The sequence below is a fragment of the Akkermansia muciniphila genome, from assembly GCF_040616545.1.
Lineage (GTDB): Bacteria > Verrucomicrobiota > Verrucomicrobiia > Verrucomicrobiales > Akkermansiaceae > Akkermansia > Akkermansia muciniphila_E.
Genome location: NZ_CP156688.1, coordinates 1487248 through 1503561 on the forward strand (window position 1 = coordinate 1487248; position 16314 = coordinate 1503561).

General features: G+C 54.6%; 16 protein-coding genes. 8 read left to right on the plus strand and 8 right to left on the minus strand.

Annotated features, from left to right (window positions below; translation table 11 throughout):
* Position 1: 1 nt before the first annotated feature.
* The 4 genes from ABGM91_RS06105 to ABGM91_RS06120 are packed head-to-tail and all read right to left on the minus strand — an operon-like array spanning position 2 to position 4645.
* Positions 2–1015, minus strand: a complete 1014-nt coding sequence (locus tag ABGM91_RS06105; protein WP_215427581.1) for an Amuc_1099 family pilus-like system protein — start codon at positions 1013–1015, stop codon at positions 2–4.
* Between the two features lie 33 nt (positions 1016–1048).
* On the minus strand, positions 1049–2008 hold the full coding sequence (locus ABGM91_RS06110) for an Amuc_1100 family pilus-like protein (RefSeq protein WP_354834696.1): 960 nt from the start codon (positions 2006–2008) through the stop codon (positions 1049–1051).
* Between the two features lie 29 nt (positions 2009–2037).
* The gene (locus ABGM91_RS06115) at positions 2038–3876 is read right to left on the minus strand and encodes an Amuc_1101 family PilM-like pilus complex protein (RefSeq protein WP_354834699.1); all 1839 of its coding nucleotides are present in this window, start codon (positions 3874–3876) and stop codon (positions 2038–2040) included.
* Between the two features lie 49 nt (positions 3877–3925).
* On the minus strand, positions 3926–4645 hold the full coding sequence (locus ABGM91_RS06120) for an Amuc_1102 family pilus-like protein (RefSeq protein WP_215427575.1): 720 nt from the start codon (positions 4643–4645) through the stop codon (positions 3926–3928).
* 182 nt (positions 4646–4827) lie between these two features.
* On the opposite strand from ABGM91_RS06120, the gene ABGM91_RS06125 reads away from it, so the two are divergent.
* On the plus strand, positions 4828–5907 hold the full coding sequence (locus ABGM91_RS06125) for a M42 family metallopeptidase (RefSeq protein ID WP_354834702.1): 1080 nt from the start codon (positions 4828–4830) through the stop codon (positions 5905–5907).
* An 11-nt stretch (positions 5908–5918) separates the two neighbouring features.
* The gene (gene lgt / locus ABGM91_RS06130; RefSeq protein ID WP_215427570.1) at positions 5919–6977 is read left to right on the plus strand and encodes a prolipoprotein diacylglyceryl transferase; all 1059 of its coding nucleotides are present in this window, start codon (positions 5919–5921) and stop codon (positions 6975–6977) included.
* Here the strand turns inward: lgt and ABGM91_RS06135 are convergent.
* Positions 6974–7633 (minus strand): hypothetical protein, encoded by a 660-nt coding sequence (locus ABGM91_RS06135; protein WP_354834705.1) that lies wholly within the window; start codon positions 7631–7633, stop codon positions 6974–6976. The genes lgt and ABGM91_RS06135 overlap by 4 nt on opposite strands.
* A 156-nt stretch (positions 7634–7789) precedes the next feature.
* On the minus strand, positions 7790–8209 hold the full coding sequence (locus ABGM91_RS06140) for a hypothetical protein (RefSeq protein ID WP_354834708.1): 420 nt from the start codon (positions 8207–8209) through the stop codon (positions 7790–7792).
* A 213-nt stretch (positions 8210–8422) separates the two neighbouring features.
* Between ABGM91_RS06140 and ABGM91_RS06145 the strand changes: the two genes are divergently transcribed.
* The 6 genes from ABGM91_RS06145 to ABGM91_RS06170 all read left to right on the plus strand — a co-directional run bounded on the left by ABGM91_RS06145 (position 8423) and on the right by ABGM91_RS06170 (position 14130).
* Positions 8423–9706 (plus strand): aminopeptidase P N-terminal domain-containing protein, encoded by a 1284-nt coding sequence (locus ABGM91_RS06145; RefSeq protein WP_354834711.1) that lies wholly within the window; start codon positions 8423–8425, stop codon positions 9704–9706.
* Between the two features lie 65 nt (positions 9707–9771).
* Complete coding sequence (gene hisG / locus ABGM91_RS06150; protein WP_102716003.1) at positions 9772–10647, plus strand: ATP phosphoribosyltransferase; 876 nt, start codon at positions 9772–9774, stop codon at positions 10645–10647.
* A gap of 41 nt (positions 10648–10688) precedes the next feature.
* Positions 10689–10793 carry a hypothetical protein gene (locus ABGM91_RS06155; RefSeq protein ID WP_012420149.1) on the plus strand — a complete coding sequence of 35 codons (105 nt, stop codon included), beginning with the start codon at positions 10689–10691 and terminating at the stop codon, positions 10791–10793.
* A gap of 240 nt (positions 10794–11033) precedes the next feature.
* Positions 11034–11459: a hypothetical protein gene (locus ABGM91_RS06160; protein WP_354834717.1), complete on the plus strand. Its 426-nt coding sequence runs from the start codon at positions 11034–11036 to the stop codon at positions 11457–11459.
* A 9-nt stretch (positions 11460–11468) separates the two neighbouring features.
* Positions 11469–12176, plus strand: coding sequence for a hypothetical protein (locus ABGM91_RS06165; protein WP_354834720.1), 708 nt, complete (start codon positions 11469–11471; stop codon positions 12174–12176).
* Between the two features lie 205 nt (positions 12177–12381).
* The gene (locus ABGM91_RS06170; protein ID WP_354834723.1) at positions 12382–14130 is read left to right on the plus strand and encodes a hypothetical protein; all 1749 of its coding nucleotides are present in this window, start codon (positions 12382–12384) and stop codon (positions 14128–14130) included.
* A gap of 106 nt (positions 14131–14236) precedes the next feature.
* Here the strand turns inward: ABGM91_RS06170 and ABGM91_RS06175 are convergent, their stop codons facing one another.
* Positions 14237–15469: an ATP-binding protein gene (locus ABGM91_RS06175; RefSeq protein ID WP_354834726.1), complete on the minus strand. Its 1233-nt coding sequence runs from the start codon at positions 15467–15469 to the stop codon at positions 14237–14239.
* A 12-nt stretch (positions 15470–15481) separates the two neighbouring features.
* A complete protein-coding gene (locus ABGM91_RS06180; RefSeq protein ID WP_354834729.1) occupies positions 15482–16186 on the minus strand; it encodes a response regulator transcription factor in 705 nt (234 codons plus the stop codon).
* Between the last annotated feature and the right edge of the window lie 128 nt (positions 16187–16314).

A 16314-nucleotide genomic window follows, 5' to 3' on the forward strand; every position in this document is an offset into this window, starting at 1 on the left:
TCTATTTTTTCTTGCTCAGTGTTGTTTGTTCTCCAGTTGTTTTGTTGGCAATGGTTACGGTCTGCGTAGCATTATCAACGGTTTTCAGCGTGTAGGTCTGTTTGGTGTCTCCCGGAATCTGGAAGTCGGCTCCTTCTTCCACTTCGAAGCTGGTGTCCCTCTCGGGGCCGGCGGCGATAGTAAGGTTTGCTTTCTTATCAATGATTGGAATGACGTATTTTGTGCCGCGCCTGATGGTGTAGGTCTGGCCGTTTTTGGTCGGCTTCAGGTCTTTGACAACGGCTTCCTCATCCGTTTCCACCATGTCCAGGCTGGGATTCTTGAATTCCTTGTTGGTGACGCTGACAAGCTCAAACCTGGGCTTGTCTTTCGTGTTTTTCCGGGTGCCGAACTGGCCATTAACCTGGACGACGTTTTTCCAGAGCTCCTGTCTGGCGCGGTTTAATCCCTTGAAAGTAAAATCATTGCCGTCTGCCTGCGTGAAGCCCAGGAAGAAGCCGAACTGCTTGATTTCATCTACAAAGAGCTTGTTGACAAGGGGCGGGTGGCTGTTGGGGTCATTGGGAAGAGTCTTGGCCTCATATTCTTCCTGCACCGTGAACCCGTCGTTGTCAGGGTCGCGGGTGAGGACGTCCGAATAAACGAATTCATTTTCCAGGCCGTTGTCCAGGAACCATTTATTCGGAATATTGCCGTGGATGGGTGGACCGGAGACGATGTCAAAGGGCTCCATCCCCCCCTCCTTGATCCAGAGACTGGGCGCTACAAAGCCCACGTATTGCTGGGTTTCCTGTGCAATGGGCTTGAGCTCATGGGAGGCGGAAAGCTCCTGATTGACCTCCACGGCCTTTTTAATGCCGGCGGGCGGTTCAATCGTCTTTTCTGAAACCTGCGTGGTGAACTTGTACTTGTCATTCAGTCCCAGAAGGGTCAGCGTACCGTAGGCGGCTACCCCCAGGCCCAGCACGATGCCGGAAGCCAGCAGGATTTTGTCGTAGTTTTGTTTTTCAGACATGTTGAAAGTATTTGCTGCGGTTGGTTGCCGTAATTAATCTTCAGACGGTTCCTGCGCCTTGGGCTGGTTGAAGTGGACCAGGTTCAGGGAGACCTGGACAAAGATCTGCTCCTTGCCCATGTAAGGCTTGATGACTTGCTGGATGGCCGGAGCCGCGGCTTGGGCTGCCGCTTCATCCGCCGGCCTCAGGTCCGCCGCTCCCGCCGCAGGCTGTGCCGCGGCAGGCTTGGGCGCCGCCGGTCCGGCAATGGGGGGGGGCATCATCCGTTCATTGCGGATTCTGATGGAGTTGACCGTAAAAAGGTACTCCTGGGAGTCCGTAATGGCGTTCATGGCCTTCAGCACGCTTTCCCGGTCACCCTGGAAGGCGATTTCCAGCGGCATGGGGGACCAGGGAGCCTGGTTGGGCTCCTCAGCTTCCTCTTCCGGGTTGTTCGCCGGGTTTTCAATGGGAAGCTGGGGGCGGTACACCTTGATGAACTTGGTCAGTCCGCAATCCGTCAGCTTGTTGGCGAGGCTGTTGACCGCTTTTAATTCAAAGCCCAGCGTGGAGGCTGCCTGCACGCTGGGGGCCTGGGTGCTGTAAACCTGGAAGCCGAGCCAGGAGGAGGTATCCGTAATCTGGATGTTCTTTTTCTTGCAGGCCGCGATCAGGGCGTCCCTGAACGTTTTCAATTCATTCTGGAACGCGGTGGGCGTGGTGGGAACCAGCGCGGAGGTAGCCAGGAAGGGCTTGTAGGCCGTTTCCAGATTGGCGACTGCCTTGGCATAGCGGTTCAATTCCTTTTCCAGCTCGTTGTTTGACGTGCGGCTTGGCGTGATTTCAGCCGCGTTGGCGGACTTGATTTCCTTGGAGGCGATGCTGATTTTCTTGTCCAGCTCACTGCGTTTGGAATTGACCATGTATCCCGTCACGGATAACCCCACGAATAAGAGAAGCCCCACGCCCGCTACCATGGCGGCGGGCTTGTTGTCTGTAATCCAATTGCTCATAAAATGTGTCTTGTTCGGGTTGGGTAATCTTATTTGTTAAAATGCACGGGAATGGGCGTTTTCAACGGAAGCACCAGCTTGAAGGGAACAAAGGGCCCGGCCGCCGCGTCTATCTTGGCGTCCTTGGCGCCCAGTTCCATGATCTGGCGGGCTTCCAGCTTGACGTCTCCGTGCCTGAAGGTGAACAGGGAGTCCTTGTTCCCGTCTATCTTTGCCTGGAGGTCCTGGACGATTCTTTGGCCGCCCAGGCTGCGACGGACAAAGCCGGTCAGGCGCAGGGCGTTAACGCTGTAGACGGTTTGCTCGTCATCGTTGGCGGCATTTGCGGCGGCTTCCGTCCTGATGTCATCCACCAGGGACGTGTTCTTGTCAGACGTGAAGGAGTCCTTGATGACGGAATAGCCCGTGATCTGGGTGGTATCCTCCGGGTTGAAGTGCGCCAGCGGTTCAAAATCCGTGAACCAGTAGGGATAGTCCTTGTGTTCCGACTGTTCCAGCAGGTGCTTGATAATATCCGCATAACCGTAACGCTGGAGCGTGAGCTGCTGGTAGGCAGCCAGGGTGGAGTCCAGCTTTTTCAGCTCTTGCTCCTTCTGGCGCAGGGCGGATTGTTCCGACTTGATGGAAGTGACGGTGGGCTGGACGTTTGCCAGGGTTTCCTCCGCCTTCTTGACGCCCATGTATCCCGTCACGGCATAGGCCGCGGCGCCGATGACGGCGATGGCGACCCCTGCGATAATGGCGGGCATCTTTTTCTGGTTGGCCCGCTTTTTGGCAATTGCCGTGGGTTCCAGGTCAATGTTGAGGGAAGCCCTGCCGATGGCGTTGACGGCGGTGCCGATCAGGCCGCCCAGGATGAAGGCTTCACGGGAAATGGTGTTGACATCCACGCCGGAGCCCACGCCCACGTTGTGCATGGGGTTGAAGAAGGAGATGGGAATGCCGAGCTTGTCTTCCAGGAATTCCTTGGTGTAGGGCAGGGATGCGCCGCCGCCGCACAGGTAGGCCTTGACGGGCGCGCTTCCGTTCATCTGGGCGCGGTAATGGTTGGTGGTGCGCTGGATTTCAGACGCGAGCCGGGTCATGGCCGTGCGGATGACGGTAGCCAGGTTGGCCGTGGCGGGGTCCAGCCCCTCCGTCTGCCCATTGCTCATGGAAACGAGGCCGCTGGTGGTCTTCAGGCGTTCCGCCTCCATGAAGGGGACGTTGAATTCACGGGCGATGGAGGACGTGACGAAAATGCCGCCTGCGGAAATGCTGCGGGTGAAGAAGCGGCCCTGTTCACTGTAAATGAGGTCCGTGGACTTGGCGCCTATGTCGATGAGCATTACCGGCTCCGTTTCTTCCGGGTAGCTGTCCACATAAGCGTTGTACAGGGAAGTCAGCGCGCAGTCCACCTTGCCGGTGGAAAGTCCGTGGGAGACGATTTCATCATTAAGGGTGTCCAGGTCTTCCGCCTTGATGGCCACCAGGACGGCTTCACGTTCCAGGCCCTTGGCCGGGAGAAGGTGGTAGTCCCACACCACTTCATCCAGCGGGAAGGGGACGTGCTGCTGGGCTTCAAAGCGGATGAGCTGTTCCACATCCGTATCATCCAGGGCCGGAAGCTTGACGAAGCGGATGAATACGGATTGACCGGAAACGGAATAGTTGGCGACGCTGCCTTTGACATTGAGTTCCTGGACGAGGTCGGCGATCGCCTCCCCTATTTTCGTCAGGCGCAAGCCTTCCGCTGACGGGTCCAGCACTACGAGGCGCGTAGCATAGCGGTCCAGAATGAGGGCGTCCTTGGAGGTCTTGGAAAAGACGCCCATGGATACTCTCTGGGAACCTACGTTTAATGCGACGATTTGTCGTGAATTAGCCATGGGTGATTTCTGTTAAATAAAAATGAAAGGTGAATAATGTTGAAAGGCGTTACTCGCCGTCCGCCGCCGGGGTTTCCGCGGGAGCTCCGAACGGGGCGGGAGCCGGGCTGGAAGCCGGCTGCGTACTGTTGGGCCGCATGATTTCCGGATAGCGGTCATACCAGTACACGGAGAAGGGCGTTTCATCCTTGTTCAGCAGGGGATAATAGGAGGTTTCCACGATGCTGGGGGACTGGATGGTCCACCATTTTTCCATCTTGCCGCGTTCAGAGGAGTAGGTGGCGACTATTTTGCCGTTGTATTCCACCACCACGCCCTGGTACTTCACCCATTTGCCCCTGCCGCCTTCGGAACCGGTAATGCGCTTGACGGAAGAGGGGGACAGGTAGACGGAGGCATATGTGGCTTCCCCTACGGGAACGTTGACGTACTTGACTTCCTTGTAAAGTTTCAGGTACTGGCGGGCGCGGTCCGGATTGACCACGGCAATATAAAATTTAAACGTCAGGGAGTCGATGTAGCCGGACTTGGGCGCGGGTGCGGCGTCCACCTTGAAGGGTATCTCAAAATCCGCCCATCTCTTCGGCTTGGGCAGGGGCCGGGGATCGTCCTGGGTCATGACGTTGGGGGACTGGCGCATGTACAGGGACAGCTTCTCCAGTGTGACCTTCACCTGCATTCTGGGGTTGCTGGTGGTTTGCGCCGATGCCACAGGAATGAAAAGCACCGCAGCCAGCATGGCCGTGATAGTGTTAAGGATGGATTTCATAGCACAATTCGATTCCCTGATTAGTTACACCAAAAACCGAACTGTGGCTAGCAAAAATCTCTTGTTTCTTTCCCCGGAACGGGTGCGGCGCGGTCCGGGGCTTCTCCCGGTACAGTCAAGAAAAAATCATGCGGCATGGCTGCGGGCTTGACCTGGAAGGGGTGTTTTCACATGCTCGGCCCATGGCGATTGATTCGGAGCTGCTGGAAAAGTTTTCAGAGGCCCATGGCATTTCAGGGCATGAGGATGAAGTGCGGAACCTTGTGGCGGGGGAGCTGGCGGGATGCGGGGAATTTTCCACCGACGGTTCCGGGTGCCTCTTCTGCACCAATGGTGATTCCGGCCCCCGCGTGATGCTGGCCGCCCACATGGATGAGATTGGCTTCCTGGTGCAGAATATTACCGGGAACGGCTTTCTGCAACTGGTGGGCATAGGCGGCTGGTGGCCGCATACCCTGTTGAGCCAGCGTGTTTTGGTGAAGACGCGCTCCGGCCGCAGCATTCAGGGGGTAATAGGTTCCAAGCCTCCCCATTTTCTGCCGGAAGGCCAGCGCAACAGCGTCATGAGCATGGAAGCCCTGTTTGTGGATGTGGGCGCGGAAAGCGCGGAACAGGCGCGGAATGAATTCGGCATTCACCTGGGTGACCCCGTGGTGCCGGACGTAAAATTCACCTCTCTGGAAAATCCCTTCCGGGTCATGGGCAAGGCCTTTGACAACCGCGCCGGACTTTCCGTGATGATAGAAGCGTTCAAGACGCTGTGCCGGGAGGGGCATCCCAATACCCTGATTGCGGCCGCTACGGTGCAGGAGGAAGTGGGGACCAGGGGCGCCAGGACGGCCGGAGCCGCCATGCGCCCGGATTGCGTCATCGTGCTGGAAGGACCGCCCGCGGACGATACCCCCGGCTTTACATTGCCGGACTCCCAGGGAGTCCTGGGCGGCGGCGTGCAGATCAGGTTGTTTGACCCCACGGCCATCACCAACCCGCGGCTGGCCGCCCTGGCGGAGGAAGCGGCGGTGAAGGCGGGCATCCCCTTCCAGTTAACGGTGCGCCGCTCCGGTGGAACGGATGCGGGCGCCCTTCATCTCTCCGGCAAGGGAGTCCCCTGCATTGTACTGGGAATCCCCACCCGGTACATTCACGCCCATAACGGCGTGCTGGACCTGCGGGATTACCGTGCGGCGGTGGAACTGACGGTGGCGCTGGCGCGTTCCCTGGACCATGAAGCCGTGGAAGCCCTTACCCATTACCTGCCCTGAAAGAAACGCTCATGAACCCGACTGCTTACGTACACGACCTGGACCCCGTCATCTGGCAGGTTACGGACTCCATCGCCCTGCGCTGGTATGGCCTGGCCTACCTGATGGGCTTCATAGGAGGATACTTTCTGCTCTCCTGGCTGTCCCGCCGGAAGCTGTACCCCGTTCCGCAGGACAAGCTGGCGGACTTTGTCACCTATGTAGCGATCTTCGGCGTCCTGATCGGCGGACGGCTGGGATACGTGCTCTTTTACCAGATACCCAATCATGGCTGGTCCCAGTTTCTGGCTGACCCATTGATGGCCTTGCGGGTATGGGAGGGAGGCATGGCCAGCCACGGGGGAATGATCGGCGTGGGGCTGTATACGTTTTATTATGCGTGGAAGCACCGCGTCAAATGGGTGGCCCTGCTGGACGGCCTGGCTATTGTAGCGCCCGTGGGGCTGTTCTTTGGCCGCATGGCCAACTTTATCAACGGGGAACTGTATGGGCGCATTGTCTCCCCCGGCTCCACGCAGGGAATGATCTTTCCGGCGGAACTTTCCCAGGATCCGGACCTGTTTGTCCGCGTGGCCTCCCGCATTTATGAAACGCCCGGCCTGGTAGACAAGCTTTCCCTTTCCGGGGTGGCCGTTCCGGAGCACATGAACGCCGCCTGGGTGGTTGACCGGGTGAGGGATACGCCCGCCATCAAGGAAATTGTGAGCGAAATGATGCAGGACCATGCGCGCTACCCCTCCCAATTATATGAGGCATTTGCGGAAGGGGTGCTTCTTTTTGCGGTTCTGTGGTTCATCCGGGTGAAATTCCCGCGTGCCTGGAATGGCGTCTTCTGCGGCGTCTTTGCCATTCTGTATGCTATTGGCAGAATCGTCTGCGAGGAATACCGGGAGCCGGATTCCCCCTTCTCCATGGGCCTGACCCGCGGGCAGTTCCTCTCCGTCTTCCTCGTTCTGGTGGGCGTGGCTTTCTTGATCTATGCCTTTAAAACCAGGCAGACGGTTCAGGAATGCACCTTCTATGATCCGGAGAAGAAGAACAAGGAGGAATCAGCCGGGAAGACTGCTTAAAACGGGTCCAGGTCAAAGTTGCCTGTCTTGGGAATGCTGCTGGATGGTCCGCCTTTGAAAATGGAGGAAATCCCGCTGGCGAAAAGCCGCAGGTTCCGCTGGTCAAAGGCGAAGCGTTCAAACTCCTTCACGGAAAACAGGGTGATGGGGTCCGTATTGTAAGCCTTGAACTCCATGATGCTGGTGCCCGTGCGCATGTCGGACAGGCGCCCTTCAATGCCCACGTCTCCGCTCATTAAATTGCCCAGGATCAGGGAAGTGCCCGGCAGGGGGGAGGCCAGGGAAACCAGGTCGGAAAGGACATTGCCGCCCACGTCCGTGGGCTTCAGCTTCACCATGGCGATGTAAAGGGTCACGCCTCCCGGGGCGGGGCGGTCAACCAATTGCCACTTGATTTTTCCTCCGGTCTGCTTGGCCCTCTCTTCCAGCACCCTTTGGATGTCTTTCTGGAGCTCTGTTCTGAACTGTGCCGCCAGGGCCGGAGCTTCCTTCGGGAACTTGGCCTTGATATAATCAATATTGACGGGCGCTACGTATACCTTCAGGCGCGGGGAATTCCAGATGGACTGTTCCGTGGGATTGTACCAGACGCCTTGAAAACAGCTCTGCTTGGGATCCGCCTTAAGGGGATGGGTAATCAAGGGAGAGGTGGGCATGTGCTGGGAGCTGGAACAGGAAAAAACCAGTCCCGTTCCCAATGCCAGCAAGAGCTTTGGAATAGCGCCGTACATGCAGGTTAAGACGGGGGCCGGATGCCCGGTGTTAGAGTCATGACCCGATTGTCATCAAGAGTTTTTCCGGCAGGGAAAAAATCAGGGCTTTACCGGGTTTTCCGCCGGCATTTCCGCAATCTGTGCGGCAAAGCGGTCCAGATTGTACTTGTCACAAGCGAACTCCTCAAAACTGTTGCAGGAGAAAATATTGATGGGGTCCCGGTTGCGTCCGTAAAACTCCTTCAGGGCGGTTCCGTTGTCCAGGGCAGCAATGTTGCCCTCAACTCCTACGGCTCCGGAAGCGAGATGGTTGATGATGAAGGAAATACCTGGAATGGGAGAAACGATGCCCACGCCCAGGGCCGCTACTTTTCCGCCCACGTCCGTGGGCTTCAGATGGACGACCGCCAGGGAAATTTTCACTCCGGGCGTGCGCGGTCGGTCGCTCAGCACCCAATGGGGGTGGTTGCCGGGCTGCGCATTTCTGCGGTCAATGAGAAGGCGCACCTCCTTTTGCATGGAATCCCGGAATTCACGCGCCAGATAAGGGGCTGTTTCCGGAACCCCCCAGAAAAAGGATGGCCGCAGCGGAAAAAAACTGCGCGGAGGAGCATGAAATCCAGAATGGACAAAAGAATCCCCGCGTGCAAGAACTTAACAAGCGCTGCTGGAAGGCCGTTCCGTGTCCGGATGGATGATTGACAAGATGGAAAAGCGGGGCATGCTGTCCGTATGAGATACGAGCCGCTTCCTTCCTCCTTTTTTGCCGGCAATCGTGCGGAACTGGCTTCCCGCCTGCCCGCCGGCAGTATGCTGATCCTGCATGCCAACGACGTATTCCCCACGAATGCGGACGGCACCTTTGCCCTGCACCAGAATGCCAACCTCTTTTACCTCACCGGAATTGACCAGGAGGAAACCGTCCTGATCATGACCATCCGGGAAGACGGCTGGGATGAAATCCTGCTGCTGCGGGAAACGAATGAACAAATCGCCATCTGGGAAGGTGCCCGCCTCACGCAGGACCAGGCGAGAGAATTGAGCGGCATCCGGAACGTGCGCTGGACCAAGGAATATGATGCGCTGCTGGACAACCTGGTTCCGGCCGCCAGGATGGTCTTTGTGGAAGCCAACCAGCATCCCCGCTGCACCTGCCCGGTGGAAACGCGCAATGCCCGCATGACCAAAGACCTGAAGGAAAAATTCCCGGACGCGATCCTGAAAAACGTCTATGAACTTTTGTCCGACATGCGGCAGATCAAAAAGCCGGAGGAAATCAAGGCGCTCAAAAAAGCCTGTGAAATCACCAATGAAGGCTTCCGCGCGCTCCTCGGCTTCATCAAGCCGGGCGTGGGGGAATGGCAGATAGAAGGTTTTCTGGCGAACGAATTCATCAGCCGGGGACCGCGCAAATTCTCCTTCCTGCCCATCATCGCCTCCGGAAAGGACACCTGCGTACTGCACTACATCCAGAATGACAAGCGGTGCGAGGACGGCGACCTGGTGCTCATGGACATAGGCACGGAATACGGCAACTACAATTCCGACATGACCCGCACCGTTCCCGTGAACGGAAAATTCACCCCCCGCCAGCGCGCCGTGTATGAAAGCGTGCTGAACATGATGACGTACGCTAAAAGCATCCTGAGGCCCGGGATCCTGAAATCGGAATACGAACGGCTGGTGCGCGTCTTTGCCGCCGGGGAACTCGTCAAGCTGGGACTTATCACGCCCGCGCAGGTGGCGGAGAAACCGTCTGATCCCCCCATCGTCCGGAAATACTACATGCACGGCTGCTCCCACTTCCTGGGGCTGGACGTGCACGACGTAGGGGAGCCCAACCCCGTGGTGCTGCCGGGCATGGTCTTTACCATTGAGCCGGGCATCTACATTGCGGAAGAAGGCATAGGCATCCGCCTGGAAAACGACATCCTGATCGGGGAAACGGAAAACATCGACCTGCTCGGGGACGTGCCCCTGCTGCCCGATGACATTGAACGGCTCATGGCCCGGTAAAATGGGGCGGATTCGGTTCTAAACTTGACAATGAGGCCCGCGTGGGTTTTCATTCCCGTCCCATCATGTCGAAGAAACTCAAAATAGCACTTCCCAAAGGCAGTTTGCAGGACTCCACCGTGGAATTGTTCCGCAAGGCCGGCTACAATGTATATGTGTCCAGCCGCGGGTACCGCCCGACTTGCGACGACGACGATCTGGAACTCTTTCTGATCCGTGCGCAGGAAATCGGTCGTTACGTCAATGACGGTTTCATCGACTGCGGCATTACCGGACGCGACTGGATTTATGAAAACCGCGCGGACGTGGAAGTGCTGACGGACCTTCAATATTCCAAGGCCACCTCCAAGCCCACCCGCTGGGTGCTGGTGGTTCCGGAAGACTCCCCCATCACCTGCGCGGATGACCTGCAAGGCAAGCGCATCGCCACGGAAGGCGTGGGCATCACGGAACGCTGGCTTCAGGAAAAAGGCATCAAGGCCCATGTGGAATTCTCCTGGGGCGCCACGGAAGTGAAAGTGCCGGAACTGGTGGACGCCATTGTGGACATCACGGAAACGGGCAGCTCCATCAAGGCCAACAAGCTCCGCATCGTGGACACCCTGATGACCTCCTACCCCCAGTTCATCGCGAACCGGGAAACCATGCAGGACGAGTGGAAGAAGCAGAAACTGGAAAGCCTGGTCATGATGCTCAGGGGCGCCTTGGAAGCCCGCCGGAAAGTGGGCCTGAAAATGAACCTCCCCGCGGCTTCCCTGAACGGCCTGGTGGAAGCCCTGCCGTCCCTGCGCCGCCCCACCATCTCCCATCTGGCGGAAGAAGGCTGGCTGGCCGTGGAAACCGTCATTGACGAATCCGTCGTGCGGGATATCATTCCCCAGCTCAAGGCCCTGGGCGCGGAAGGCATCATTGAATACCCGCTCAACAAGCTGGTCTACTAACTTTTTTCTCACCACAGTAAAACAACAAACGAACCACAATCATGGGATCGCTCAAAAAACGCCGTAAAGCAAAAATCAACAAGCATAAGCGCAGCAAGCGCATGCGTCAGAACCGTCACAAGAAGCGTTTGCGTTACAAGTCCTAAGGTTTGTGCGCTTCGCTGCTCAAACTGGCAGTCTATCCGATTTCCGGAAAATCCCGGCGTCCTCCGTACCACGGAAGGACGCCGTTTTTATGTATCTGAATGAGTCAAAGAATATTAATTTGGTTTCATATGTAAATGATATTGATATTTTCTTTTTTATGCATACCCTTCTAAGAGAAAACTATGAGGCGTGCGCATATCTTGATAATCTCTATATTACTGATTTTTGTGGGAAATGCTGTGGCTGATCAGGAAAGATGTCGCGTAGAAAGGAGATATCTTGCATTTTTCACTCCATGGGGTGAAGAAGCCCCTACCCCTCCTAATATTGCAGCGGGAATGTTGGCGGATATGGTACAATCTGTTCTTACTGAAGCTTTGGGAGCAGAAACCGGGATAGTAGATATGGATCATCTTATAGGTGCTTCCATGAAGCATACTTATCATGTTCATTTGTGGTATGCCTATAGATTTGTTCATAATCATAAATTTAAAACTCCTTGGATAACGGGGGTGAAAGAACATTTAGCTGATGGGATGAAGGATTTTTTCAAACCGGATGTTGAAGGGAAAAAAAGTGCTCAAAGTGCCGTCTCTAAAGCAAAAAGGGATCTTCTTGAAAAATTCAAAAAGGAACTTAAAGAAGAATGTGAAAAACATAATTGATAAAATACTATGAAAAAAATTATATTAACAAATATCATTTTACTTTCTGCAGGTTTTCTTTATGCCCATGAAAAGGACATGATACATAAAGTTGCCATGAACGAGGAAGTGAATTTGGAAAAGAATGAATCTTCTTCTCCTGTCGTTATAGAAGGTGTAAAAAACCGGAGAGAGCTTGATAGCTGGATTGAAAATTATGTGACAACAAATTATCCTGGCTATAGTATAGGTGATAAGGAAGTGGATATTTCCAGTAAGGAATCAATCATTGAAACTGTATATTTAAAAAATGAACAGGGAAATGTAATAGAAGCGTGTTTTGATATTACGGATTATATGAAGAAATTTCGCGATCATAATAAAAAAGAAATTATTAAAATTTCTAGGGATATCCGTAAACAAAAACAAAGTATAAAAAAAGATGAAGAAAAAGGGAGCTCCTATCATTTTCCTATTGAATTGAGAGACGCTAAAACTGAGAAGGAAGTTTTGAAGGCACAGAAGGATTATCTGGAGAAACATTTTCCTGATTACCAAATAGTTTCGAGGGCCACATGGGTATTCGGGAAAAAGTTTATTGATCGGATCCGATTGGAAAAAGAAGATAATACTAAAGTACTGATGTTTGACGTGTCGTCTTATATTAATGAATATAAAAAAACACATGAGATTAAATTGAAAGAAATTGCTCCTGGAATGATTAGTGTAGAAAAATGAATTTCTTATAGAAGACAAATTTTTTAAAGATATATATTGTAGAAATGATTGGGTTTTTATTCTTGTATATTTTATTTACGAGACAAGAAGATTAACTATGCAATCTGTAAAGTAGGGGTTTTAAAACGGAATATCTTTATAAGAGTAGGATAGGCAGGGATAAAAAAGACTTAAATAACAACACCAAGATAAATAATAAAATTTCATGGTAAGATTCCTTCTACTTTTCTTTTTCTTTCTAATTCCATTGCAGAGGAGAGAGTTGCCGCAGCAGCGTCTGGCGTGGCAGATGGATGGAGGGGATGTGAGGAATATTGCCGGGCTGTGCCGTCAGTATGTGCAGAAGAAGTTTGAGGCTCAGAAGACGTTTTCTGTAGAGGCGTTGCTACAGGACCGGGGTATGGTCCGGGCCTGTTATATGGCCCATTTCTTTTCCCTGGTGGGAAAAGAAAGGACGTATCTTCTGCATGAGTTGAAGGATAAGGAGTATGTGCAGTGGCTGTTGGAGCATCCAGAGGTGTTTGAAAAACTTTCTTTTGCCCGTGCTTCTGGGAAAAATACGCTGGCTGTTTTGCGTAACATTTGGCTGAAGGAAGGGAAGGAACTTTCCGGTGTTGGCCTTAACATGGCCTTGGGTGCGGCGTTGATTTCCACGTCCCGGGAGCCGGAGGCATGCGAAGCGCGGTACGATTTTTACAAAAAGTCTTTTGCGGAAAAGAAATTGTTTCCGCAGTTCATTACGCTGGAACCGTGGGAATTCGGCATACTTTTCCGGGGCAGGGAAAGTATTGAGGAGCTTGCCTGGGCACAGGATTACCTGGCCGGCAAAAAGAAGATCAAGGCGGGGAACGCAGGGTATGCCTGTTGCGGTCTGATTCCCTACCGGATGAAGAATAAGCAGGGAATCAGCGTGCATGCGGGTGGAGCGTTTTACGATCACAAACCGATTTCCTTACAGATTTACGTGGAGTATGGAGGCGTGTGCGGCGCCGTTTCCAAAGGGGCGGCCGGGTTTGTGAAGGCGAAGGGGATTCCCTCCTACACGATCGGCCAGCCAGGGCATTGCGCCTTTGTGTGGAAGGGGGCAGACGGAGAATGGAAGATAGGAAATAACATTTACGGCTGGATATGGTCGGAAGGCGGTTCCGGCGGACCGTGGCAAGGTTCCGTTTCTACGATTACAGAGCTCCCCCGTTTTTGGAAGGGGAAGGATGCCGCTGCATCCAATCTCTGTTATTATTTATCCTTGCTGGCTGCCGATTCACAGAAGGCGGAAGTACTGCTGAAAGAGGCGTTGAAACGGAATGCTTCCAATTATCCCGCATGGCAGGCCTTAATGAGGAGGAAGGGCCGTTTGGCGGAGAAAGACAAGCTGGCTTTGTTGGAAGAGTTCAAGGAGGCCTTTCCTGGGAATCCCACTTTGTGGGAGTATTTTCTGAAAAAAGAACTGGGGCTTGATTGGAAAAAGGCGAATGGTTATGCCGTTTATCCCGGATTGCTGGCGGAAAATGAATCGTGGGATTCCGTGGATGCCTATATGCGTAATTTTTGTGCTTTAGCCCGGAAGGATATTCCGGACATGGCCGGAAAGTTGCCTTATGAAGTGAAAACCAAGAGAATCTTTTTCAAAAACTGGCTGAAATTTTACCAGCAGAATAAGGTGGACCGTAAGGTGAGGGTGCAGACCTGCGCCGTATTGGAAAAGGCGCTTCCTCCATTATTGAACCATGAAAAAACGGCTCTCCAATTTCTTGGATTTTATGGCCAGGTGCTTGACTTGTGGAAAGACAAACAGCTGTCCGCGCGGGCCGATGCTTGCTTGACTGCATGGCTGAAAGAGGCGGACAAGGCTTCCGTACGCAAGAAAATGGCGGAAATAGGTCTGAAAGTGGCTGACCAGCTGGGAGACAAAAAATCGCTGGTACGTTATGCGGAAGCCCATGCTGAGCATTAAATAGAGAAATTGGGGAACGATCGTCTATTCTCTCTTAGACTGGAAAATAGATCAAAGATATTAACTTGTCTTCCGAATTTGGAGTCAAATATTTTTGACTGTTCTTTTATGATGCCTTTGCTTCTTCCCGGAACCGTTTCAGGGGGATAGTGATGGTGAAGACGGTTTCCCGGTGGGGGACGCTGGAGACGGTGATGGCGCTATCGTGCGCTTCCACGGCGCGTTTCACGATGGAAAGGCCCAGGCCCGTTCCCTTGATTTCAGAGGAGTGGTGGGTTTCCACCCGGTAAAAGCGGTTGAAGAGGAAGGGGAGGCTTTCCGCGGGGATGCCTACGCCCGTATCCGTGACGGTGATGACGCAGGCTTCCGGCGTCCTGGCTGCCGCCACGGTGACGGAGAGGCCCGGGGCCGTATTTTGCTTGAGGGCGTTTTCCACCAGGTTGAACAGGACTTGCGTCCAGTAGAAGGGGTCCCCGTAGAGTTCCCAGTCCGGCGGAATGTCCATGTGAAGGACGGCCTGTTTTTTCTCCCGGATGGAGTCCAGGCGGGAGAAGACGTCGTCCACGCAGGAGGTGATGTGGAACCATTGCTCCTTCAGGATGGCCTTGTGGCCTGATTCCAGTTTGGAGATCATGAGCATGTCTTCAATGATGTTCATGAGCCGCTGGCTGTTCTGGTGCATGACGCCGATGAATTTGTGCGCCAGTCCGGGGCTTTCCTCCACCAGGTCGTCCTCCATCAGGTTTTCCAGATACCCCACAATGATGGTGAGCGGCGTGCGCAGCTCGTGGGAGGCGTTCGCCACGAAGTCCCGGCGCATCTGGTTGGTGAGGTAGTTCTGCGTGACGTTGCGTAGCAGGATGCGCTTTTCCCTGATCGGGGTGTCCGTGATGGCGCTGTCCAGGTGCCAGGCCGTGATGCCGTTTTGCACGCCGCCGGGGGAATTGGCAGCGCTCAGCGTGAATTCCTTGGTGACGGGGCCGTCCGTGTCAAAGGCTTCCTGAACATGCCCCAGCAGTTCCTGGTTGCAGACCAGGGCGTCCACTTTGCGTCCTTCCAGCCGGTCTTCCTGAAAGAGTTCTTTCGCCAGCGTATTGGCCAGCACAATGTGTCCGGCAGGTCCGATGAGCAGGAAGGCCTCCCCCAGGGCTTCCAGAAAGCGCCGTTTATCTGCAATGGCCTGTTCCTGGGCTTCCTCTCCGCGCTTCAGCAGCCGCTGTGCGTCCCGCAGGGCCTTTTTCCTGGCTTTCATGGCGGACCGGCATACCTGGACCAGATGCCAGTTCAGGTACAGGGAGGCCAGAACCAGAATGATGAGGATGTAGTCGATGGCCGACATGGAACCTGAACGTTAGGCTTCTTCCCTGGGCGGTCGGCGCCCCGGCAGAGTAAAGCGGTAGCCGATGCTGCGGACGGTTTCAATGCAGTCCGCATAGGAGGATAGTTTCTGGCGCAGCCGTTTCATGTGCGTGTCCAGCGTGCGGCTCTGGGCCTGGTGGCTGTACCCCCATACGCAGCTCAGCAGGTCGTTGCGGTTCAGGGTCTGGCCTTCCCGTTCAACCATGTAGATCATGAGCTTGAATTCCGTGGCTGTCAGTTCCACTTCCTCCTTGTCGATGTAGAATTTGAGGGCGTTTTTGTCAAAGGTGAAGGGGCCGTATTCCGCAATGACGCTGCCCGGCGTGTGTTCACACCGTTTCAGCACGCTGGCTACGCGCAGTACAAGCTCCTTGGGGCTGAACGGCTTGGTCACATAGTCGTCCGCGCCCAGCTCCAGCCCCTGGATGCGGTCTTCCGCCTGGGCCTTGGCGGTCAGGAAGATGACGGGAATGTTCTGCGTTCGGCTGTCCCGGCGCAGTTCCCGCAGCACGCCGTGGCCGTCCATGCCGGGCATCATCTGGTCCAGCAGGATCAGTTCCGGCTTGTCCCTGCGCGCCACTTCCAGTGCGGTAAGCCCGTCGTAAGCCGCCAGGGGCGTGTGGCCTGCGCGTTCCAGGTTGTAGGCCACTAGGTCTGAGATGGCGTGATCGTCTTCAGCGATAAGAATGGTTGCCATGGCTGTTTTTTACGATGAGGGGAGGGGCCGTGTCCCGATATTAGATGTGACGATTCGTTCACATTTCCCCGTCCGGAGGGCATTCCCGGGTGCATAAGGCCTTTCCTGATGCAAACAGACTGTAACGG

Excerpts from the sequence above, each read along its gene's own strand:
- ABGM91_RS06165 (WP_354834720.1), top strand. The coding sequence starts at position 11,469 with ATGAAAAAAATTATATTAACAAATATCATTTTACTTTCTGCAGGTTTT.
- ABGM91_RS06170 (WP_354834723.1), top strand. The coding sequence starts at position 12,382 with ATGGTAAGATTCCTTCTACTTTTCTTTTTCTTTCTAATTCCATTGCAG.
- ABGM91_RS06175 (WP_354834726.1), bottom strand. The coding sequence starts at position 15,469 with ATGTCGGCCATCGACTACATCCTCATCATTCTGGTTCTGGCCTCCCTG.
- ABGM91_RS06110 (WP_354834696.1), bottom strand. The coding sequence starts at position 2,008 with ATGAGCAATTGGATTACAGACAACAAGCCCGCCGCCATGGTAGCGGGC.
- ABGM91_RS06155 (WP_012420149.1), top strand. The coding sequence starts at position 10,689 with ATGGGATCGCTCAAAAAACGCCGTAAAGCAAAAATCAACAAGCATAAG.
- ABGM91_RS06180 (WP_354834729.1), bottom strand. The coding sequence starts at position 16,186 with ATGGCAACCATTCTTATCGCTGAAGACGATCACGCCATCTCAGACCTA.
- ABGM91_RS06145 (WP_354834711.1), top strand. The coding sequence starts at position 8,423 with ATGAGATACGAGCCGCTTCCTTCCTCCTTTTTTGCCGGCAATCGTGCG.
- hisG (WP_102716003.1), top strand. The coding sequence starts at position 9,772 with ATGTCGAAGAAACTCAAAATAGCACTTCCCAAAGGCAGTTTGCAGGAC.
- ABGM91_RS06125 (WP_354834702.1), top strand. The coding sequence starts at position 4,828 with ATGGCGATTGATTCGGAGCTGCTGGAAAAGTTTTCAGAGGCCCATGGC.
- lgt (WP_215427570.1), top strand. The coding sequence starts at position 5,919 with ATGAACCCGACTGCTTACGTACACGACCTGGACCCCGTCATCTGGCAG.
- ABGM91_RS06120 (WP_215427575.1), bottom strand. The coding sequence starts at position 4,645 with ATGAAATCCATCCTTAACACTATCACGGCCATGCTGGCTGCGGTGCTT.
- ABGM91_RS06140 (WP_354834708.1), bottom strand. The coding sequence starts at position 8,209 with ATGCAAAAGGAGGTGCGCCTTCTCATTGACCGCAGAAATGCGCAGCCC.
- ABGM91_RS06135 (WP_354834705.1), bottom strand. The coding sequence starts at position 7,633 with ATGCCCACCTCTCCCTTGATTACCCATCCCCTTAAGGCGGATCCCAAG.
- ABGM91_RS06115 (WP_354834699.1), bottom strand. The coding sequence starts at position 3,876 with ATGGCTAATTCACGACAAATCGTCGCATTAAACGTAGGTTCCCAGAGA.
- ABGM91_RS06105 (WP_215427581.1), bottom strand. The coding sequence starts at position 1,015 with ATGTCTGAAAAACAAAACTACGACAAAATCCTGCTGGCTTCCGGCATC.